A 21,362-nucleotide genomic window follows, 5' to 3' on the forward strand; every position below is an offset into this window, starting at 1 on the left:
AGTGTTCTAACTTTAAGCAGCGGTTATCACGAATGACTACCACCATGGTTTAATCAAAAGAAAATTAAATAAGTGATGTGATCATCATTTATCATAGTTGGAGTGAAACACTTTGGAATCAAGAAAAGTCTTAGGAATTTTATTTGCCGTTATGTTTTTAGTAATGGTCGGATTTGGTATCATTATACCGGTCTTACCGTTTTATGCAGAAGAATTAGGTGCATCTCCCTTAGCTCTGGGTTTATTGATGGCCACCTATTCACTCATGCAATTTATTTTTTCACCAATGTGGGGAAGAGTTTCTGATCGCATCGGACGAAAGCCTGTATTGATGATTGGTATTGCAGGATTAGCGTTGTCGTTCTTCCTACTAGCATTTGCATCCCAATTATGGATGCTTTTTGCTGCTCGAATTATCGGGGGTTTTTTATCAGCAGCTAATATGCCAACTGTTATGGCCTATGTTGCTGATATCACGAGTGAAGAAGATCGAGGAAAAGGAATGGGGATCATAGGAGCTGCAGTGGGCCTTGGCTTTATATTCGGACCAGCAATTGGCGGCGTGTTTTCTGAGCAAAACCTTACGATTCCATTCTATCTAGCTGGCGCATCCTCTTTGATCACCTTTTTATTGGTTACATTTGCTTTGAAGGAATCACTACCTAATGAAAATGAATTAGTGGAACAAAACAAACGCCCTTCCATTTTACAAGCGTTTAAAGAGCCTACTGCCAACTTATTTATCCTACAGTGGTTTGTTTCTGTATCTTTAGCAGGACTTGAAGCTACCTTTGCTTATTTTGCTTTTGATCGGGCAGGACTTGGAACCGTTGAACTCGGTTATATTTTTATGATAATGGGATTAGCTGGCGCATTGGTTCAAGGTGGACTTGTTGGAAGGATGACCAAAAAATGGGGCGAAGGCACTGTCATTCAAATTGGGATTATTGTTTCTGCGCTTGGATTTGCTTTAATCTTATTGGTAAACAACTTCGTTACAGCAGCTATCTTTCTAACCGTTTTCGGCTTAGGTAACGGGCTTATTCGCCCGAGTGTGTCTTCTTTGTTAACTAAAAAAGCAAAATCAGGATATGGTCAGACTACCGGGTTACTATCCTCATTTGATTCACTGGGTCGAATTATAGGACCTCCACTTGGCGGAATACTATACGGATTAGCCATTTATTTACCTTATGTTTCAGGTATTCTTCTTTCTTTGTTCGCACTAGGTATATATTATTTCTACACAAAGAAAGAACAAATAGTTTAAGAGCACTCCTAGAACGGGTGCTTTATTCTTTATTCCAAGTAAATTACTATGTATAATCAGAATAAAGAAGGAGGACTCATGATGTCAATACCGAAACCACTCGTACAACTTAACCAACTGTTTATATTAGTTACCGTATTATTAGGCTTACTAGTATCTTCATATATTTTGATATTGCCACTGACTATCGGCATTATAACTTTAGTAACAAAGTCAAATCCAGTTATATTAATTGGGAAACGTTTTTTGAATAAACCTGGAAAAGACTACCCACAAGAGGACAAGGCACAACAGTTATTCAATCAATGGATAGCGACGATTTGCATTGGTCTTGCCATTCTCTTCTTCAGTATAGGTATAAACTGGGCAGCTTACCTCTTTGGAAGCATGGTAATTGCAGCTTCTGGATTAGCCCTAGCTGGATATTGCATCGGCTGCACTATCCGCTACCGTTACATCATGTGGAAACATAAAGTGAGACAATAATCAGTGAGAGTCTAAAACTCCCACTGATTTTCCATCCAGTTCTAACAGTCTTTCATCAGTATCTAAGCTTATCTTTTGTATTTGTGGGAGAGCCATGGTATTTTTAAACGGTAACTTCATAACCAACATTAAGGGGGTAATAATTGTGAGTAGTAATACGCTTGGTTCAAATGTGATCACACAGGTGGCCATTATTGTAAAAGATATTGAAAGCGTTTCCGATAATTATGCGGATTTTTTTGGACTTGATAAACCTAACATTGTTACAACTGATCCATATGAAAAGTCTGAAACACAATATCATAGCAAGCCTTCAGAAGCACGTGCTAAATTAGCTTTTTTTGATATGGGGTCATTACAATTAGAGCTAATAGAACCAGACGAACACCCTAGTACATGGAGAGAACATTTAGAAGAACACGGGGAAGGTGTTCACCATATAGCGTTTGTCGTCAAAGGTATGAATGAAGTGATTTCCAAACTAGAAACAAAAAACATCCCGCTTATTCAAAAAGGAGAATATGAAGGTGGCAGATATGCCTATATGGATACACAAGATCCTTTAAAAGTGATGATCGAATTATTAGAAAATGATTAATACTATATAATAACAGTGAAAATTGCCCATCACCCTCATCTATTGGGTAATGGGCTTATCTTCATTTTCATCAAATATACGTGTTCTATATGCATTTTTGGCCGTTTCCCCTAATTGATCTAACAGATTATAATTTGCATATGCTCCAATTATTGCACCAAGTCCAGGAATCATTTGAAATAGTTTCACCAAGTCAATATAATCCCGATATTCTTGCTGAAATTCTCGCCAATCCATATCCGTCAATCGTGTCTTCTCCTCTTCCCAATGCTTAATAAAATAAAATGTTTCCCTGCGTTTATCATCATTTGAAAAGGCAAGCTGGAATACATGTAATAAAAATAACCTTTCTTCATAATTTTTTGTATCGTAGCCATATATACTTGCTACTTCAAACAGGAATTTCATCTTAATTGATAATAATAGTGGAAAATCTACCAAGCCTAAAAAGATTCCACCAGCCCCTGTTCCCGCTCCTTCAATCGTCGCTGTTTTGCGATAACTTTCAAGTTTTTGTTGGACGATCTTCTCTTTTTCCTCTAAGTTCATTCCAACTGTTTCGTTTTTCTTCGTAGTAAAATCGGAACCAACTAAAGTTGTTTTCACCATATGTTTAATCGCTTCTGTTACTATCTCATGTGCTTTTTCGGGAACGTAACTATTTATTTTATTTTGCACATTTTTTGATAGCTGCTTAAATGGGCTTTTTTTCTTTAAGATGTTTCGTTCCCAATTCAGCATCTCCTGGAGCGCTTGTTGTTCATATTGATTCATAGTTTATCTCCTTCACAAATCATTTATTATTGTTACGAATGGATGATCAAAAAAGTTTCATCAAAAAGTTCTTGACTCTTACGTTACGTTATACTTTAGTCTATACACAAGGAGGAAAAGAGATGAAGATAAAAGAAGTTGCAACGATCAGTGGTGTAAGTGTGCGCACCTTACATCATTATGATGAAATTGGACTTTTATCACCTAAAAAGTCCAGTGAATCAGGTTATCGCATCTATACAGATCATGATCTATCCACCCTTCAACAAATATTATTTTTTCGAGCACTTGATTTTCCATTGAAGAAAATCAAAGAAATTATGTCTGATTCTCATTACAACCAGTTAGAAGCATTAGAAATGCAGGAAAAATTATTATTAAAGCAACGACAGAAATTGGATGAGATGCTCGAAACCATAAAAAAAACGATACAAAACGAGAAAGGAGTCTGTCAAATGAGTAATAAAGATAAATTCAAGGGATTTGATTTTAGCCACAATCCATATGAAGAAGAAGCAAGGCAACGCTGGGGTGATCAAAAAGTAGAGGAAGCGAAACAAAAGGCTGGTAATATGACCCCAGCTCTGCAAAAGGAAATGAATCAAATTTATCGTGATTTGGCTGAAATACGGGATATCGATCCTAAATCTGATCAAGCACAAGCTGCTATTAAAAAATGGTATGAATTTCTTAATCAGCATTTTACAAGCTATTCTCCTGAAAGCTTTCAGGGGTTAGGCATGATGTATGTGCAAGATGATCGTTTTACAAAGAACATTGATCAGTTCGGAGAAGGATTAGCCTCGTTCATGAGTGCCGCTATGTTTGAGTTTGGCAAAAATCAATAATTTATTACGAAGTTTGTCCCTTATATACTTGCAATCCCAAACGATTATTCGAATAATCGTTTGGGTTTTTATTATTACATAACTCTGTATAACAAATCATACTATTGGCAGAATAATAAAAAATGTTAAAAGGAAGTGAGTGTCATGAAGGCTGTTACTTATCAAGGAAAATATGAGATTGCCGTAAATAAAGTATCTTTCCCCTCTATTCAAGACCCGGAAGACATTATCATTAAAATTACTTCTACAGCCATTTGCGGATCAGACTTACACTTGTATCAAGGTAACTTTCCATTGCCAATCGGTTATCAAATTGGACATGAACCAATGGGCATTGTTGAAGAAGTTGGTCCAAGTGTAACCAAATTAAAGAAAGGGGATCGTGTCGTTATCCCTTTTACAATGGCATGCGGTAAATGCCCTTATTGCGATAATCATCATGAAAGCCAATGTGATAACGCCAATCCCCATTATGATTCAGGTGGGTATTTAGGGTATTCAGAAAAGTTCGGAAACTATCCAGGAGGACAAGCAGAATACCTGCGAGTGCCGTTTGGAAATTATACACCTTTTTTAATTCCACAAGATTGTGAATTAGACGATACCTCGCTTTTATTTCTCTCAGATGTGCTTCCAACCGCCTACTGGAGTGTCAAGAACGCAGAAGTAAAAAAAGGTGATACCGTTATTGTTTTAGGTTGTGGTCCGATTGGTTTGATGGCGCAGAAGTTTGCGTGGAACCAAGGTGCTGAACGGGTTATTGCAGTAGATTACATTGGTTATCGACTAGAACACGCAAAAAAAATGAATAAAACAGAAACCTATGACTTCACCCAACATGATGATATTGGCGAATACCTTAAAGAAATAACAAAAGGTGGAGCAGATGTTGTTATTGATTGTGTCGGGATGGACGGTAAAAAATCACCTTTGGAATTTATTGAACAGAAACTAAAATTACAAGGTGGTACATTAGGGCCTATTCAAATAGCAACAAAGGCAGTAAAAAAATGTGGAAGCCTACAAATCACTGGGGTATATGGTGGTAATTATAACCTTTTTCCACTTGGAGCCTTTTTCTCACGAAATGTTCAGTTGAAAATGGGACAGGCTCATGCCCGTACCTATATGCAGCCCTTGTATCAACAAATCGTTAATAATGAAATAGACCCAACTCAGATTATTACCCATCAACTCCCACTAGAGAATGCTGCACATGGTTATGATATTTTTAATCGAAAAGAGGACAATTGTATTAAAGTGATTTTACAACCCTAACTTTCGTTTTTGTGTATCACTGCTAATATATGTATGAATGCTTACATCCAGGAAAAATTAAGATTATTATTTCTGTCAGGAGCGAGTACATTGGCATTATTATCAGACCTTCTCATTGTAGTAGGAAGAATTATTACGATTCTTCCTTTACTTTTATTTATCACATTGTTTATGGGCAAAAGAGCGATAGGTGAACTACCAGTATTTGATTTCCTCGTCATTATTACGCTAGCGTCTGTAGTAGGAGCAGATATTGCAGATCCTGATATCCAACATTTCCCTACAATTGTCGCAATAATTATGATTGGACTACTGCAGAAAGTGGTATCCCACTTAAAAATTGCAAACCGAAAAATTGGAAAGCTTCTCACATTTGAGCCAACTATTGTCGTCTATGACGGAACTTTTCTGAATCAGAATCTTAAAAAAATTGGTTTCTCAATTGATAATATTTTGCAAATGTTGCGAGACAAAGATGTCTTTGAAATTTCCGAGGTAGATATCGCAATTATTGAGGCAAATGGTTCATTAAGCGTATTAAAAAAAAGCGAAAAGAAATCTGTTACAAGAGAAGATTTAAAAATAACGAATTCGACCTCTTCTATTTCCTACCCAGTGATTATAGAGGGTAAAATTGATCTTAGTGTGTTACAAGTGATAAACCTCGATGAAGACTGGCTACACAAACAATTACAGCAGAAACAAATAACATCTGTAAAAGATATATTTTTTGCCTCTATCAATTATAAAAATGAACTACAGATATCTCTTTATGACGAATCAGTAATAAATATTCCATCAATCAAACATTAAATTCTTCTTAATGGGGTATTAAGGTATTATAACGATACTTTTAATACAGTTAAGGAGAATAACATCATGAAAAGATGGTACAAAAAGAAACGATATTGGGCAATTTTATTGATTCTTATTTATGCTTCGGTTATTGCCTATCAACAATTCAAACCATTACCAGATAACATTTCCTATAGAGGTGATTGGCATGAAGTGGGAAACAACGAAATCGAATTTTTATATGATTTAACCTATCAAAAAGATGGTAGTGAAAAATATGATCAACAGATTTTTGATGAAGTCTATCAAACGATTGAAGAAGCCGAGCAGTTCCTCGTTCTTGATTTTTTTATGATGAATGAATCCTCAAGTTCAAGTAGAAATTTCCCTGAAATTAGTGAGACTCTTAGTCAGAAGTTGATCAAACAAAAAGAAAAATTTCCGGAGATAAAAATTGTTTTCATTACAGACCGAATTAATACGACCTATTCTTCACATTCTGCCCAGCATATTGAGCCTTTAGAGAAAGCTGGCATTGAAGTAATATATACTGATTTAGAACGATTAAGAGATCCTAATCCTTTATACTCTGGTATATGGCGAATGGCATTACAATGGTTTGGCCAGAAAGGAGAAGGTTGGTTAGCGAATCCGTTTGGTTCAGAATTACCAGATGTCACAGCCAGATCTTACTTGGAACTACTAAATATTAAAGCAAACCATCGCAAAGTAGTAGTGAGTGAAAATAACGGCTTAGTATTATCAGCTAACCCTCACGATGCTAGTGGATTTCACTCCAATATTGGATTTAAAGTGAAAGGTAACATCCTAAAAGATTTTATCGAATCAGAAAAAGCAGTGGCTTCTTTCTCAGGAGGTAATCTCGATGCATTTCCTACTCAAAAACAATTAAATGATATTAACTCTGAGTCCCAAGAAACTAGCGAAAAGACTACAAAGATACAATTAGTTACAGAACAACAAATTCAACAATCAGCGACAGAATCGATTGATACTGCTAGAAAAGATGATGAAATTTGGTTAGGTATGTTCTATTTAGCAGACCGTGATATAGTAGACGCACTTAAAGAAGCTGCAGATAGAGATGTCCAAATTCATATAATTCTTGATCCTAATCAAAATGCTTTCGGAAGTCAAAAATTAGGGTTACCCAATATTCCTGTTGCAAGTGAATTGGTAGCAGAAGACCGAAAAAATCTTACTGTAAAATGGTATAACACCAATAAAGAACAATACCATTCAAAAATTCTTTTTGTAAAAAGAAAAGATTCAAGCAAAATTGTTGCTGGCTCTGGTAATTATACATCGCGGAACATTGATAACTATAATTTAGAAACGAATTTATATGTTACTGCCTTGAATGATGCCCAGATAATAAAAGATGTGGAAGACTATTTTCATCGTATATGGAATAATGAAGACGGTATATACACAGACGATTATGATAAATATGCTGATTCGTTACCCTTTTTGAAAAGAGTTGGTTATACATTACAGAAAATCACGATGTTTACAACGTATTAATCGAACTTTGCTTTAAAACTTCGCTAAGGTAAAAAGACAAGCCGGAGCATTTGAAAAACACATGCAAAATCTACAAATTACCATTTTAGTTGTGTTGCACCTTCCTTCTAATACGCATAAAACTCAAACGATTCGGTGGATAGCTTTCGAATCGTTTGAGTTTTTAAATTAAAAAATTCTTTTGTTCCAACCTCATCGCTATATCTCGTTAAAAATACTCTTCCCATCTACAGACAGTGAGCATACCCAGTGCAATATTGCATTAATATAAATAGCTATTTCATACAGGAAATATGCATATTTTTCTATTGTAAAGCATTTTATGAAGGTAAGGATGTTCTATGGAAGGGTGAAAACTTGAATGCACACTCAATTTAATCAAATCTCAAACAGAAATGTTAAGGTTTATGGAACAGGAAAGATACTGGTGGAGCCAGATGCTGCTGAAGTTCACATGGGGGTAGTCACTCAAAACCTGGAAGCAACTATTGCGCAACAAGAAAATGCGAGGATCGTTCAGCAAGTAATACAATCTCTCGAAGAATTAGGTATTCCCAAAGAAAATATTCAAACTACGGACTATTCAATTTTTCCTCAATATGACTATGTCAACAACCTCCAACAATTCAAAGGCTACCAAGTAACAAATATGTTAGCGGTAACCGTCAGCATAAACCTTATTGGCGAAGTAATAGATACTGCCATCGCCAATGGAATCAATCGAATGACCGATATTACATTTGCAGTAACCAACCAGGAGGCTTATTATCAACGCGCCTTACAACTGGCTCTTTATAATGCTTATAATAAAGCAGAAACAATCTCTCAGACACTCAGAGCATCTCTCGATCCAACACCTGTCACTACTTTAGAACAACCCACCATGCAACCACCTACACCCTATAAGTTAGTATCAGGTACAGAAATGGTCGGAGGAATAGCCACACCGATTGAACCAGGTCGAATCGAGATAGAAGCAAGGATAGAGATCTGTTATAACATTTTCACATGAGATTCTTTTTTTCCATCATACATTACTTGGTTTTTACCATTTCGTTTAGCACTATAAAGTAATTCATCGGCTTCTTTAAAAAGTGCTTCTTTCGACATGCTTTTATCTAGGTTTTTTAATCCTATACTTACTGTTATATTACCATCTAACTCTTCATGATATTGATGGGCGATGTATAATCTTACTTCTTCCATTGTTTCAAGTGCTTGCTCTATACTTTTGTTTGTAAGTAAGACGGCAAACTCCTCACCGCCATATCTCGCAACAACATCATTCTCTGTCAATTTATCGGTTAATCCCTGTGCCACCCTTTTTAACACAACATCCCCATTGCTATGACCAAATTGGTCATTTATTAATTTAAAATCATCAATATCGATAAGGGCTAATTGTAAAGGCATGTCATATGAGACACTTTGCTCATGCAAAAAATCCAAATATTCATGAAACGTTTTATGATTATAAAGGTTCGTTAACGCATCAATCTTCGACAATCGTTCCATCATGGCACTTTTGACAATTAACTCCTTCTCTTTATCCGTAGCTCTTTGTAAAAAGTCCAGTACTTCGCTGCCTCTCTCCAAAACTATCAGATAAACGCGATAACCAGCCCATAGTACAAAAAGGTATGAAAAATACTCATATTCGCTGGCAGAAGATCTTACAGAAGGAAATAAATACAGTGAAGTTAACGCAATAATATTAATATACAAACTAAAGCGTAATTTCTTTTTATCAAAAAATATCAGAATAACTGCCATAGCTAACAAAAATATGATTTGCAAACCAGGAACAGTCGGATGACTGGCGACGGTTACAAATGCGGCAATCGTACCTGTAAACATGATTAACTTCGGACTGTACACTCTTTTTACTTTTATTACATAATGCGCTGTTAACAATATAAAAATTTGAATAGCTGTCGGCAATAACAACCTTTTCAAAATAAATTCCATGACATAATCAGGGAAATAAATGATAGTAGTAATTAATCCGATCACTTGACCAGCAAAAGCCATTAATACCATAATCCAATAGATATATAATATTTTTTCTGCCCACAGTTGGTCATTGGGATTATTTGGTCGAGTTTGTGTCATAGAATTCCCGCCCTTTATTAGTTTCATACGTCTGATGATAATACTATTATACACCTATTTTTAGGTCTATTCACCTAAAACTTTTATAAATATTTTTTAATGATTGTCCCTCCACGTTTTTTACAATTTCTTTTCAATTTGGAAGCAAATGTTTAGTTTGTGCGGTGAACGGTAAAAGAGTAACATAAGAAAATTTAAGGAGGTAATGAATAATGAATGTAATGCGTGCAAAAGAAATAAAAGATGATCCAGTTATGCAAGATGTTGTTTATAATGGAGGATACGTTTATATCGAAGATGTGAATGATGACACCCAGAAAGCACTTGTTAGATATACCAAACAATCGGAAAAAACATTTGAAGTAGATGTAACAGATCTAACTGAAAAATAAGGGAGGATTCACATGCAACCAGAAGAGATGCAAAAAGGAAAAACACCCAGACAGAAACAAAACAGACAACCAGGTATCGAATCTGAAATGAATCCACTGCCACACCAGCCCCTAAATTATAAAGGGTCAGATAAACTAAAGGGTAAATCTGCTCTTATCACTGGGGGCGACAGTGGTATTGGAAGAGCTGTAGCAATCGTCTATGCGAAAGAAGGAGCAAACGTTGCTATTTCCTATTTAGATGAACATGAAGACGCACAAGAAACGAAAAAAATCGTGGAAAAAGAAGGGGTCAAATGCATCTTGTTACCAGGGGATATTAAAGACCCTGATCACTGTGAAAATTTAGTAGAAGAAACGGTCTCCCATTTCAATGACATAAATATTTTAGTAAACAATGCAGCCATTCAATATATAAGGGAAGATATTCTGGATATATCTAATGAACAATTTGAAGAAGTCTTTCAAACTAATTTCTTCTCCCAATTTTATCTTACTAAAGCTGCCTGCAGACATATGAAATCTGGCGATTGTATCATAAACACCTCATCTATTAACGCTTATAAAGGAAATGGTGTGTTAATGGATTATACCGCGACAAAAGGTGCAATTACGGCCTTCACACGCAGTATTGCTCAAAGTCTTGCAAGTAAAGGCATTCGTGCAAATTCCGTCGCACCCGGACCGGTTTGGACCCCTCTCATCCCAGCTTCTTTTGATGAAGATGGTGTAGAGAAGTTTGGACAGGACGGCTTAATGGGAAGACCTGGTCAACCTTCAGAACACGCTTGGCCATATGTAATGCTTGCTTCTGATGAAGCTTCCTATATGACAGGACAAGCCATTCATATAAATGGTGGATCCTGGACATCTTCCTAATTAAAATTGAGGCAGGGACCTGAATATTGTTCTTAACTTCAAACATGAATGAAGTCATTGTTGCACAACTTCAGTATACTGTTCAACAAATATGTAGTAATTTTGACATGTTGTTTGTGCTTAGAAACCGCATCGACTTGTCCGCTTCCCTTTCCACGGGGTTTTTCTTCAGCTAACTTTGGAAAGCCAAACCCACTTGCCAAAGTGGATCTTCGGAGAAAAACTTACCGTAGGAGTGGAAGCGGACGCCTACGCTAATTTGATATTATACAACGCTAGCATGAAGTTGCATTATGACATTACTTTCATGTGAAAATTCCGTTGATTGAAGTAACAACTCAAAATGTTAGCTGGCACAATAGTTGTAGAACTATTATATTAGCGCAGGCCGCCCACTTTCACTCCTGTGGGATCGTTTTATCTGAAGATCCACTTTTTTAAGCGTTCTTTGCTTGAAAAAGTTAGCTGAAGGTAAAACCCCACGGAAAGGGAAGTGGGCAGCCGGAGCGGTTTATTAGTCAATAACACATCTCAAAATTACCACTTTGACTAATAAATAGATATCAGTTTATTGCGTAGTATCTTCCTAATACACACAAAAATCTTTTGTCCTAGCTTCTTAACCTCCCAATTAGACTTCACTTTTCTGTCAGTTGAATTATATTACATTTTGATTACAAATGATTAAAATCCCGCTTTTTAGGATTAAAACCGGGTATCCGTGGTATTTATTAATTAACATATTCATAATATGTGTTGTAAAGATAGAAAAGTTGATTGGAACCCCTTACAGTCTGAAAGGAAGTACTCAGAAAAATAGTGCTTTAAAGAAATTGGAGTACATGGTATACTTTTGATAAAGGTTGTAAAAATAATCCAGTTCTTATGTTGCTGCACTTCCAATTAACAGGGCATTAATTCATTTTACTATATATTAATGCTAAAGGAGCTTGCGTAGGATAAGCAACCTGCATCATGTCTTACCTATAGCCTTATCTAAATATCTGTTGCTCCAAAAAATTTAAGGAGGAATTATTATGAGATGTAAAAGCTGTAGTGGAGAAGGTTTATTGCGTTGTCCTGACTGTTCTGGCGAAGGATTTGACTATGGAATTCACAAATGTGAGACATGCAGTGGCGAAGGAGAATTCGCTTGCTCAACCTGTGAAGGAACTGGAAAAGTTGGTATTATGGATAAATTAAAGTCTAAAGCTTAACATATTCACCAAAAACAAAGATGATAGCTAAAACTATCATCTTTGTTTTTTCGTTTACATCACTTTACGGTTCCAATGTCGATGGGAAGCAATTGCTTCTATAAACTCTTCAGTAAAGTTCTTAGAGACTGTCCCTCTGACTACGCCAGGGCTATCTTTCATCTCATCTACTTCCAATAGCTTTTCCCCTTCCGCAGTTGCTGCGATAGGCTTATAATGAGCAAAAGCTTCATGTATAAACAAAGCTGCTTTCTTGTAAAAGGACTTATCCTCATTTCCACCCACTACGTATACTGCATCGAAAAGTACAGAATCAGCTGTTAAAAATGTATGATCCACTTGATATTCTGCACCATCTTTTCCTGTTAGTTTTCCAAGTTTAGAACTTACTATTTCTAATTTTATACCTTTTTGTTTTAATTGATCGAAAACCGTAAGAATCTCTGTATCTTGAAAACCATCTCCCATGATAACTGCTACCTTTCGGGTAGTAACCGATTGCACCGTATTTTCTTGACTAAGAGCAGGGGAGGCTTTAGTGACTCTATTTTCTTTATGCGCTGGAGGCTCCACACCAATTGCTTCAGCAAAACCTTGTGCTAGATCTGTACTCACATTAGCAAACATATCTACTACTTGTTCTTGAATGGATCTACTTTCTACTTTCCCTAATTCAAAACTAAAAGCATTGATAATATGTTCCTTCTCTGCATCACTCATGCTGTTCCAAAAAAGCGTTGCTTGAGAAAAGTGATCTTTAAAGCTCTCACTTCGAGCACGAACTTTGTATCCTTCTACTTTCTCTTCATAGTGTTTGAATCCACCTTGATGTTCAGGTGTAGTTTCGGGCGTATTCTGCGCAAGCGAATTGTTATGGTAACTTACTGGACCTCGATTGATTGTCTGTCTTCCATAGCCATCTCTTTGGTTGTTATGAAAAGGACAAACAGGACGATTTATTGGTAACTCATGAAAATTAGGTCCACCTAAACGAATTAATTGGGTATCTGTGTATGAGAATAGACGACCTTGTAACAATGGGTCATTGGAAAAGTCAATACCTGGTACCACATGTCCCGGATGGAAGGCGACTTGTTCTGTCTCAGCAAAGACATTGTCTACATTTCTGTTTAATGTCATTTTCCCAACAATCTTTACTGGAATGTCTTCTTCTGGCCACAATTTAGTTGGATCTAACACATCGAAATCAAATTTAAATTCATCCTCTTCTGGAATGATTTGTACTCCTAATTCATACTCTGGATAATCTCCATTTTCAATTGCATTCCACAGGTCTCCACGGTGGAAGTCAGGATCCTTTCCATTTATTTTTTGTGCTTCATCCCATACAACCGAATGGGTTCCTAACACCGGTTTCCAATGAAACTTAACAAAGTGGGATTTACCTTCTTCATTCACAAAACGAAACGTATGCACTCCGAAACCTTCCATCATTCTGAAACTACGTGGTATAGCTCTGTCTGACATTGCCCACATCACCATATGTGCAGATTCTTGATTGTTGGCAATAAAATCCCAGAATGTGTCATGAGCAGATGCTGCCTGTGGCATTTCATTATGGGGCTCTGGTTTCAATGCGTGCACTAAATCAGGAAATTTTATTGCGTCTTGGATAAAAAAGACTGGAATATTGTTACCCACTAAATCATAGTTCCCTTGATCTGTATAGAATTTCGTAGCAAATCCTCTGGCATCTCTGGCTAATTCACCTGAACCTTTGCTCCCGGCCACCGTAGAGAATCGAACAAATACAGGAGTTGTTTTCGATGAATCATTTAAAAAATCCGCTTTTGTAAATTCTTTCATTGATTCATATACTTGAAACTCCCCATGTGCTGCAAAACCCCTAGCATGCACAGCCCGCTCAGGAATACGTTCATGATCAAAATGGGTCATCTTCTCTCTAAAGTGGAAATCTTCCATAAGAGTAGGACCACGGTCTCCAGCTTTCAAAGAAAACTCATCTTCTTCTACTTGTAATCCTTGATTTGTTGTCATTTTCTTGCCTCGATCATCTGATGTAAATTGCTCCAACTGATCCTTTTTACTATTACTCCCGTTCACATTGGATTGATGACTCACTTTTAATCCTCCTTAATAAAATTTAAATTTTGCTACAGCAATCTCTTCCCATTTCATCCATAATAAAACATTTATAAGAAGAAAATTTTCGTAAAAAAACAAAAAAGGAGTAAATGGAATTTACACCATTCACTCCTATCTTCAAAAACGGCCAGATCTAAATATTGAATAAATTAACCAGGCAAACATTAACATCGCAATGACAAAGCCGATTTCGATGGCTGGTATTTCCCACAATAATGAAGACTGTCTCCCTAACGCGGAGCCTATAATCAGACCAACCATTATTAAACTAAATGCTAATAATACAATACTAAATGATAACCGATTGCTTACCCGATCTAACTTGTCAAAGAAAGAGTTCGCGGCCGGAATAGAGATTTCAATCGGTAATTTCCGCTTCTTGACCATAGTTGTCAATTCCTGCACGATCTCTGGCATATCGTGCAAAACATCACCATAATCATTCAGTTGATCGAAAATATCCTCTGCGATTTTTTTGGGATGGTACCTTTCTTTGATTAACTCACGGCCAAACGGTTCAGCTGCATCCATGATACTAAGGTCTGGTGCTAAAGGCTCCACTACCCCTTCCAACGTTAATAACGTTTTTCCAACAAGGGTTAAATCGGTAGGAATAGCTATTTGATGCTCGTTTGCAATAAAAAATAGATCTGTAACAGCTTCACCTAGGCTCACTTCACTTAATGGAACGTCGTAATATTTTATAATAAATTTATCAATATCTCCTTGTAATTCATGGTGATTTACTACCTCTGGTACGACACCCATCTTCGTAATAGCCCTGATCATAGCTTGAGAATCCTGCTTAACAGTTGCCATGATTAAGGAAGCCAAGTGTCTTTTCATGTCTTCAGATAACCGTCCAGCCATTCCAAAATCCATCAAAGCAATTCTGTCACCAGGTATTGCTAAAATGTTTCCGATGTGTGGGTCTGCGTGAAAGAAACCATCTTTAAAAATTTGATAGAACAGTGTTTGTACTACTGTCTCAGCTATTTTTTTTGTATCATATCCATTCTTTTCTAACGTATCAAAATCGTTCAACTTAATACCTTCTATAAATTCCATTGTTAAAATATTTTCTGTACTGTATTCCCAATAGATAGATGGTATGGAAACATTTTTGTCATCCGCAAACTGTCTTGCCATTAAATCAGCATTTCTTCCCTCATTAACAAAATCTAATTCCTGTTTTATAGCTTTTGAAAATTCGTTAGCAATTTCCTGAACTTGGTATTTGGCTGCCCAATTCAGACGTTGCTCTGCTCGCACGGCTAATTCATGTAAGATTTCGAGGTCTGTATGTATCGTTTTCTCTATGTTTGGGCGTTTTACTTTAACTGCTACATTCTCCCCTGACTTCAATGTCGCTTGATGCACTTGACCAATAGAGGCGACTCCCAGAGGTTCTTCCTTGATATTTTGAAATAATTCTTCGAGAGGTGAACCTAACTCCTTCTCTATAATAAGACGGACATCTTCAAAAGGAACAGGTGATAGTTGATCTTGGAGTAATTCTAATTCTTTGATGACATCAGAAGGAATGAGATCCGGACGCGTGCTAGCCATTTGACCCATCTTGATAAAAGTAGGACCTAATTCCTCTAAAAAGGAGCGCAATCTGACCCCAAGCGATTTATGCGATTTCTCCTGTTCCCGTTTTACGATTAATCTTCTTGGTAGAGGAAAAACCTGATCCAACCCCAATTCCTTAACAACATAGCCAAATCCATTTCGTGAAAATGCAACTGCTATTTCTCTATATCGTTGTATATGTCTCATCTGTTTCCTTAAAATAATAATCCCCCCTTTTAATGGTCTGTATTGACACTTATTCTTTTTCTTTCAACTGGTTTTCCAACTGTGTCATTCTTTGCTCTAGAGCACGGAGGTCTCTTTTCGTCACAACCTCTAACTCTTCTAACAATTTATTTATTTTATCTTTTATTATTTCATCAATCGCGTTTCTGCTCTCTTCTCCTTTTCGTTCCCATTCTTGAAAAATACCATCTGATTCTTCTCTTGATAATTCACCTTTTGTCATTAATTCATCGATTACTTTTTCTGCTTGTTCTTTGCTTAATGCGGCCAATCCAAGACCCAGGGTCATCCCTTTTTTAAATGTGTCACGCATCAACTATACCTCCTAAACGTTGTTTTAGTTAGTTTTACCCTATTTAAATGAACTAAAAACAAAAACACACCCTTTAGTTTTATACCAACTAAAGGGTGTGGCTGATTAATCTTGTTTTCGTTTACGGATTAAAAGAATAGTAGATAAACCTATCAAAAGAAACGCAGCGCCCAACATTAACCAATTATATTGACTCGTTGCGGTATCTGGCAGCTCATTACCGGATACGTCTTCTTCAAATACTCCATAAATACTAAAGTGATTAACATCCGCTACTATTTCTCCTGTATCTTTATTGATGGAGATAATGGTTGCTTCTTCTTTCTTGTCACCATTTTCATCAATGTAATATACTTTTACATTATCCCAATTCTTTACTTTATCTGGATCTATTGTAAAGGTTAAGGTTACTGGGGTTTCAAAATTAATAGTTTCTCCATCAGCAGTTAAAGTAAAATCTATTAAAGTACTCAAACTGTCAGCATTTGCCGAAACAATATCAGCTGATACCTTTCCAAAACTAAACTGAATATCACCTTTTCCTTTTAAAATAGAAACAGGCAGGCTAACTTTTATTTTCTTTTGCTCTAATTCAATTTTGGCATCCTCAGGTAGTTGATTAATAACTTCTTTATTTATTGTGATTTTGCTTACTTCTTTCGCTGCTTTATAGGTGTTATCAGATTGCTTTTCTAATTGATTAATGTCTGTAACCTTTATCTCAGCCGCTTCATTTTTCACTTCATCTTTTTTATTATCAGTTGGTTGATCATTATTTGAATCAGAGTCATTGGAATCTGAAGTGTCCTCATCCTGATTAGAAGAATCGTTAGAGTCATCATCTTCGTTACTATCTGATTCATCTGTAGGTTCTTCTGGAGTTGGATCGGTTGGTTCTGGAGCTTGATAATCTCTTACCTTATACAAGTAAAAATCATCTAATGTTCCCCATGCACCCTCGTTTGCTTTAATCTTCGCTCCAATTATTATTGTTCCATCTTTAATTAAAACTTCTTCTAGTTCACTCTCTACCCAGTTTGCCCATCCATCAACATGAGTAACTGTGCTATATTCATCCTCCGTAGTCGTGGCAAATAGCTGCATATCTGACTCTTCCGCATCTCCACCCTGGATGAACATAGATAAATTATAGTATCCCGGCTCTAAATCGGTGATGGTTTGTTGTACTTTAAAATCAATTGGTGATTCTGACCAAAAATCAAGGGAATAGTCACCTGTTTTTGAATTCGATCGATTCTCCTTTACAGACGCTTGCGGATTATCTTCATCAGGAACTGTTATGTTCCACATATCTAAATCACTATTTTCAAAGCTTGGATTAAGCACAAGATTTTCGGCTTGAATCGATAATGTTGCTTTTACCGAATGACCGCCTTCTACCGTACCATCAATACTATAGGAGCCTTGTCCATTTTCAATAGCTTCATTCAATTGATCTTGATTCCAAGTAACACTAACTTCCTGTTCACTGCCATCGTTATACGTAGCTGTAACTGTCTCAGGTAAATTAATTTCTTCACCTAATGTGACCGATAAAGACACATTGTTCACTTGATCAATGGCTAGTGGAGCTTTAGCACCTGTCTCTACATACTTAAATATATTTAATGATGGAAGCGGATGACCATGAAAATCAAATAACGCTTGATTATCTACTGCACTACCACCATACCATTCACCAGCATCATGTGGATCATATTCTGCGGCATAACTTGTTGCCCAACCAGAACCATGTTCCTCCCAAAGCTGCTTATTTTGGTCAAGATCAATATTATCCGGGTTACCCACAGGTAGCCATGCTGGTTCCCAATAGAAGACACCGATTCCTGCATCGCCCACATTTGCCACTGCTTCAAAGACATCACGGACTGCAGTTGCTTGACCTTGAACGGTTACAGGATAATTGAGCGTTTGTCCTGAATCTTTAGGAGCAGTATTTCCATGCCCATCACCATCTTCTTCCGTATACGTATAAGAGGTTTCTGCAACCATTACTTGCTTGTCATACGTATCAGCAACATTTTTTAATACGGATGTTAAGTTTTCTAATGTTCCATGCCAGAAAGGATAATAAGAACTAGCAAACACATCATAATCTACTTGATTATCATCTAATATTTGAGCTATATTTGCATATCTTCCTGCTGTTTCAGGATTAGTAAAATGTAACGCTATTAAAATAGAAGGATCTAATTCTCTAATTGCTTTACTACCTTCATTAAACAATTGAGACATTTTAGGCCATTCATTTTCTCCTGCAACACCACCATTTGTTTCATTTCCGACCTGTACCATACCAATATCGATACCTTCATCGAGCATTTTTTGCAAACTGTTTTTTGTGTAATCGTACAATGCCGATTTCTTATCTTCAAAATTTAGATCTTGCCAGTCCTTTGGTGCCTGTTGTTTTGCCGGATCCGCCCAAAAGTCGGAATAATGGAAGTCGACAAGTACTTTCATTCCATTCTCTGTGGCACGCTTTCCGATTTCAATCGCTTTATCAATGTCATTATCTCCACCACCATAGCCATTACCAGCTTCATCGTAGGGATCATTCCACACACGGACACGAACATAGTTGACACCGGCATCCACTAATGTCGTAAATATATCTTGTTCTGCGCCTTCTTCGTTATAGAAATTAACGCCACTTTCTTCTAATGCTAGAATGCTAGAAACGTCAACACCTTTGATAAAATCTTCAGCAAGGCCTGGTACTTTTTCAACGAAAATATCTGCTTCGACTGGATCTGAATCTTCGTCAGAACCATCTAAAGAAACTAGACGAAAATCATCCAGATATCCCCATGCTCCGGGTTCGCCTGAAATATTGGCACCAATTTGAAAATTTTCAGCGTCTTCTTTTATTTCAAATTGCAAGGTTACTTCATTCCAATTTCCCCAACCATCCGTTTCAGTAGATGACGAAGTAATATCTCCTGCTAGTAGTTCCACTTTCCCTGGCTCCGGATCATCATCTGCTCCACCCATCGACTGTACAGACAATTGATAGTTTCCTGATGGTAAATTATCAATCGTTTGAGTGATAACAAAAGAATGAGTACTACTAGCAGCAGCAGTATCTATCCAGTAATTGAACGATTTTTCTCCCAGATAATATCCATCGGTTTTAGCACCATCTAAAGATAATAAATTCCTATCACTTGTAGTTATCGTCCAAGAATTATCATCAAATAAATTGCTTTCAAATCCCCCATTAACTAATAAATTATCTTCAACATTAGCTTCGACTTCTGTCAGATTATTGAATGAGAACGTACTAACTATAAGAACTATTGCAACTATAAATACTCCGACTTTTTTTATAAAATTCATCCTATCCTTCCTCTCTTTCTTCTAATTTATTTCATCTGAAGGTGTGCGATCTAGTTGAGCAGAAACAGCCTCCTCCTTTGTAAATTAAATTTATAAACTTTTCACACTCTCATTATAAAGCGGTTTCATGTTGATTTATATATTAAATTATTCGTTATTAGTTTCAGAAAACGAAACCATTCTCTATTATTTTGTCTCTCACCTGCCAAACTGTATGTTAAAATATGAAAAGTGTATAAAAAAGATGGAAGCAGGAGTGAATGACCATGAACAAAAAAGATATAGCCAGTATTCGAAAAGAATTTAAAATAGATAATGATCGCATGAAAATTAATGAGATTTTTAACGTTTATATAATGAAAGAATCCAGTGACATTTACCATCAACAGAGTCAGGTGTTCAGTATGCTGGATCAGGATGAGCAAGAATTATTTATGACCAATTTTAAAAAAGTATTAACAGGACAGCTTGATGAAAAATTGTTTGAATTAAAATTTCAGTCCGACGTCGATAATCCGACCCAACTTATCTTACATAAAGGACTGCTCACGGCAGAGAGCGAAGATTGGAAAGAACAAATGCTTCAAATTGTTGAGAAAATGTTGAAAGACAGACTGTATGAAATGGATATCGTCATCACTTTTATTCGTGGAGAGTACGTAAAACCGGCCAAGCGGAAAAATGACGAATCAGAAGAAAGTGAATTTGATTCGGTTTATTCCCATTCTTTTATTCTTGGCAGTATTAATAAAACACAGGATCCAAAAAAGGAACTGCACTTTGACTATGTGGAAAAACAATTCAAATACAATGTGGTGGTCGACCCTGTAATTAATTTAAACGCTCCAATCGGTGGGTTCCTATTCCCTTGTTTCACCGATAATGCAGCAGACGTTAACCATATACTTTACGCCGCAGGAAAAGCCAATGAACCGGATGAAGGATTTGTTGAGGATGTACTAAACGCGGAAGAAACGATGACAGCAAAGGAAGATAAAATTGTATTTGAAGAAGTGGTTCGTGATGCGGTAGGTCATCAAATCAATTCCTCTACACTTGCTAACGTATACGAAGAGATTCACCGAATGACCGAAGATAATGAAGAGGAAGAAACACCTACTTTAGATTACAAAGATGTCGAACGCGTGTTGAAATCCAGTGGTGTAGAAGAGGTCGATACTGAAAAAATGGAAACAGCTTTTAAAAATGTAATTGACAATACTAGTTATGAACTGAAAGCGCGGAATATTGTTCCCAAGTATAACTCTAAGTCAATTAAAATAAATACAAAAGTTGCCAACATTGCAGTCAGTCCTGAAGATTTACGCCATGTAAGACAAGTACAATTAGATGGAAGACGCTATTTGATGATTGAAGTGGAAGAAGATACAGTGGTAGATGGATTCACTATGATACCAGAGGCATTTAAGTAAAATCCACTTTGATATTTCGGTGTTGTTTGAATTTTTGACTAGATAATGGATGAATTTTACATGCTATCTACAATCCTTGGCTTAATTTTTATGCAGTGCCCATGAGATAATAGA

General features: G+C 36.5%; 18 protein-coding genes. 12 read left to right on the top strand and 6 right to left on the bottom strand.

Annotation, left to right across the window (positions count from 1 at the left end):
* The first annotated feature begins 112 nt into the window (after nt 1–112).
* From BUC25_RS04540 to BUC25_RS04550, 3 genes are all read left to right on the top strand, one after another.
* Nucleotides 113–1,270, top strand: a complete 1,158-nt coding sequence (locus BUC25_RS04540; RefSeq protein WP_073200061.1) for an MFS transporter — start codon at nt 113–115, stop codon at nt 1,268–1,270.
* Nucleotides 1,271–1,351: 81 nt separating this feature from the next.
* Complete coding sequence (locus BUC25_RS04545) at nt 1,352–1,756, top strand: DUF4395 domain-containing protein (protein WP_073200063.1); 405 nt, start codon at nt 1,352–1,354, stop codon at nt 1,754–1,756.
* Between the two features lie 145 nt (nt 1,757–1,901).
* A complete protein-coding gene (locus BUC25_RS04550) occupies nt 1,902–2,354 on the top strand; it encodes a VOC family protein (RefSeq protein WP_073200065.1) in 453 nt (150 codons plus the stop codon).
* Nucleotides 2,355–2,393: 39 nt separating this feature from the next.
* Here the strand turns inward: BUC25_RS04550 and BUC25_RS04555 are convergent, their stop codons facing one another.
* Nucleotides 2,394–3,128 carry an EcsC family protein gene (locus BUC25_RS04555; protein WP_073200067.1) on the bottom strand — a complete coding sequence of 245 codons (735 nt, stop codon included), beginning with the start codon at nt 3,126–3,128 and terminating at the stop codon, nt 2,394–2,396.
* A gap of 122 nt (nt 3,129–3,250) precedes the next feature.
* Between BUC25_RS04555 and BUC25_RS04560 the strand changes: the two genes are divergently transcribed.
* The 5 genes from BUC25_RS04560 to BUC25_RS04580 all read left to right on the top strand — a co-directional run bounded on the left by BUC25_RS04560 (nt 3,251) and on the right by BUC25_RS04580 (nt 8,606).
* The gene (locus BUC25_RS04560) at nt 3,251–3,976 is read left to right on the top strand and encodes a MerR family transcriptional regulator (protein ID WP_073200069.1); all 726 of its coding nucleotides are present in this window, start codon (nt 3,251–3,253) and stop codon (nt 3,974–3,976) included.
* A gap of 144 nt (nt 3,977–4,120) precedes the next feature.
* The gene (locus tag BUC25_RS04565; protein ID WP_073200070.1) at nt 4,121–5,254 is read left to right on the top strand and encodes a zinc-dependent alcohol dehydrogenase; all 1,134 of its coding nucleotides are present in this window, start codon (nt 4,121–4,123) and stop codon (nt 5,252–5,254) included.
* 90 nt (nt 5,255–5,344) lie between these two features.
* Nucleotides 5,345–6,067 carry a DUF421 domain-containing protein gene (locus BUC25_RS04570; protein ID WP_073200072.1) on the top strand — a complete coding sequence of 241 codons (723 nt, stop codon included), beginning with the start codon at nt 5,345–5,347 and terminating at the stop codon, nt 6,065–6,067.
* 66 nt (nt 6,068–6,133) lie between these two features.
* A complete protein-coding gene (locus BUC25_RS04575) occupies nt 6,134–7,594 on the top strand; it encodes a phospholipase D family protein (protein ID WP_073200074.1) in 1,461 nt (486 codons plus the stop codon).
* Between the two features lie 361 nt (nt 7,595–7,955).
* A complete protein-coding gene (locus tag BUC25_RS04580; protein ID WP_073200076.1) occupies nt 7,956–8,606 on the top strand; it encodes an SIMPL domain-containing protein in 651 nt (216 codons plus the stop codon).
* Here BUC25_RS04580 and BUC25_RS04585 read toward each other — a convergent pair.
* Complete coding sequence (locus BUC25_RS04585) at nt 8,588–9,706, bottom strand: GGDEF domain-containing protein (protein ID WP_073200077.1); 1,119 nt, start codon at nt 9,704–9,706, stop codon at nt 8,588–8,590. The genes BUC25_RS04580 and BUC25_RS04585 overlap by 19 nt on opposite strands.
* A 212-nt stretch (nt 9,707–9,918) precedes the next feature.
* Between BUC25_RS04585 and BUC25_RS04590 the strand changes: the two genes are divergently transcribed.
* The 3 genes from BUC25_RS04590 to BUC25_RS04600 all read left to right on the top strand — a co-directional run bounded on the left by BUC25_RS04590 (nt 9,919) and on the right by BUC25_RS04600 (nt 12,194).
* Entirely contained in the window at nt 9,919–10,098 is a 180-nt protein-coding gene (locus BUC25_RS04590) for an H-type small acid-soluble spore protein (RefSeq protein ID WP_073200079.1), read from the top strand.
* 12 nt (nt 10,099–10,110) lie between these two features.
* The gene (locus tag BUC25_RS04595; protein WP_073200080.1) at nt 10,111–10,977 is read left to right on the top strand and encodes an SDR family oxidoreductase; all 867 of its coding nucleotides are present in this window, start codon (nt 10,111–10,113) and stop codon (nt 10,975–10,977) included.
* A 1,037-nt stretch (nt 10,978–12,014) separates the two neighbouring features.
* Nucleotides 12,015–12,194 (top strand): hypothetical protein, encoded by a 180-nt coding sequence (locus tag BUC25_RS04600; protein WP_073200081.1) that lies wholly within the window; start codon nt 12,015–12,017, stop codon nt 12,192–12,194.
* A gap of 54 nt (nt 12,195–12,248) precedes the next feature.
* On the opposite strand, the gene BUC25_RS04605 is transcribed toward BUC25_RS04600, so the two are convergent.
* The 4 genes from BUC25_RS04605 to BUC25_RS04620 form a co-directional block, all read right to left on the bottom strand.
* The gene (locus tag BUC25_RS04605; protein WP_073200082.1) at nt 12,249–14,297 is read right to left on the bottom strand and encodes a catalase; all 2,049 of its coding nucleotides are present in this window, start codon (nt 14,295–14,297) and stop codon (nt 12,249–12,251) included.
* 141 nt (nt 14,298–14,438) lie between these two features.
* A complete protein-coding gene (locus BUC25_RS04610; RefSeq protein WP_170862635.1) occupies nt 14,439–16,103 on the bottom strand; it encodes an ABC1 kinase family protein in 1,665 nt (554 codons plus the stop codon).
* A 49-nt stretch (nt 16,104–16,152) separates the two neighbouring features.
* Nucleotides 16,153–16,455: a phasin family protein gene (locus BUC25_RS04615; protein ID WP_073200083.1), complete on the bottom strand. Its 303-nt coding sequence runs from the start codon at nt 16,453–16,455 to the stop codon at nt 16,153–16,155.
* Between the two features lie 105 nt (nt 16,456–16,560).
* Nucleotides 16,561–19,815 carry a glycosyl hydrolase 53 family protein gene (locus BUC25_RS04620; RefSeq protein WP_073200084.1) on the bottom strand — a complete coding sequence of 1,085 codons (3,255 nt, stop codon included), beginning with the start codon at nt 19,813–19,815 and terminating at the stop codon, nt 16,561–16,563.
* Nucleotides 19,816–20,081: 266 nt separating this feature from the next.
* On the opposite strand from BUC25_RS04620, the gene BUC25_RS04625 reads away from it, so the two are divergent.
* The gene (locus tag BUC25_RS04625) at nt 20,082–21,248 is read left to right on the top strand and encodes a DUF4317 domain-containing protein (protein ID WP_073200086.1); all 1,167 of its coding nucleotides are present in this window, start codon (nt 20,082–20,084) and stop codon (nt 21,246–21,248) included.
* Nucleotides 21,249–21,362 lie beyond the last annotated feature (114 nt).

Source organism: Gracilibacillus kekensis, from assembly GCF_900143085.1.
Taxonomy (GTDB): Bacteria; Bacillota; Bacilli; order Bacillales; family Amphibacillaceae; genus Gracilibacillus; species Gracilibacillus kekensis.

Bases quoted from the DNA above. Each gene is read 5' to 3' on its own strand.
- BUC25_RS04545 (WP_073200063.1), top strand. From the start codon at position 1,352: ATGTCAATACCGAAACCACTCGTACAACTTAACCAACTGTTTATATTA.
- BUC25_RS04555 (WP_073200067.1), bottom strand. From the start codon at position 3,128: ATGAATCAATATGAACAACAAGCGCTCCAGGAGATGCTGAATTGGGAA.
- BUC25_RS04560 (WP_073200069.1), top strand. From the start codon at position 3,251: ATGAAGATAAAAGAAGTTGCAACGATCAGTGGTGTAAGTGTGCGCACC.
- BUC25_RS04565 (WP_073200070.1), top strand. From the start codon at position 4,121: ATGAAGGCTGTTACTTATCAAGGAAAATATGAGATTGCCGTAAATAAA.
- BUC25_RS04575 (WP_073200074.1), top strand. From the start codon at position 6,134: ATGAAAAGATGGTACAAAAAGAAACGATATTGGGCAATTTTATTGATT.
- BUC25_RS04580 (WP_073200076.1), top strand. From the start codon at position 7,956: ATGCACACTCAATTTAATCAAATCTCAAACAGAAATGTTAAGGTTTAT.
- BUC25_RS04585 (WP_073200077.1), bottom strand. From the start codon at position 9,706: ATGACACAAACTCGACCAAATAATCCCAATGACCAACTGTGGGCAGAA.
- BUC25_RS04590 (WP_073200079.1), top strand. From the start codon at position 9,919: ATGAATGTAATGCGTGCAAAAGAAATAAAAGATGATCCAGTTATGCAA.
- BUC25_RS04595 (WP_073200080.1), top strand. From the start codon at position 10,111: ATGCAACCAGAAGAGATGCAAAAAGGAAAAACACCCAGACAGAAACAA.
- BUC25_RS04600 (WP_073200081.1), top strand. From the start codon at position 12,015: ATGAGATGTAAAAGCTGTAGTGGAGAAGGTTTATTGCGTTGTCCTGAC.
- BUC25_RS04610 (WP_170862635.1), bottom strand. From the start codon at position 16,103: ATGAGACATATACAACGATATAGAGAAATAGCAGTTGCATTTTCACGA.
- BUC25_RS04615 (WP_073200083.1), bottom strand. From the start codon at position 16,455: ATGCGTGACACATTTAAAAAAGGGATGACCCTGGGTCTTGGATTGGCC.
- BUC25_RS04620 (WP_073200084.1), bottom strand. From the start codon at position 19,815: ATGAATTTTATAAAAAAAGTCGGAGTATTTATAGTTGCAATAGTTCTT.
- BUC25_RS04625 (WP_073200086.1), top strand. From the start codon at position 20,082: ATGAACAAAAAAGATATAGCCAGTATTCGAAAAGAATTTAAAATAGAT.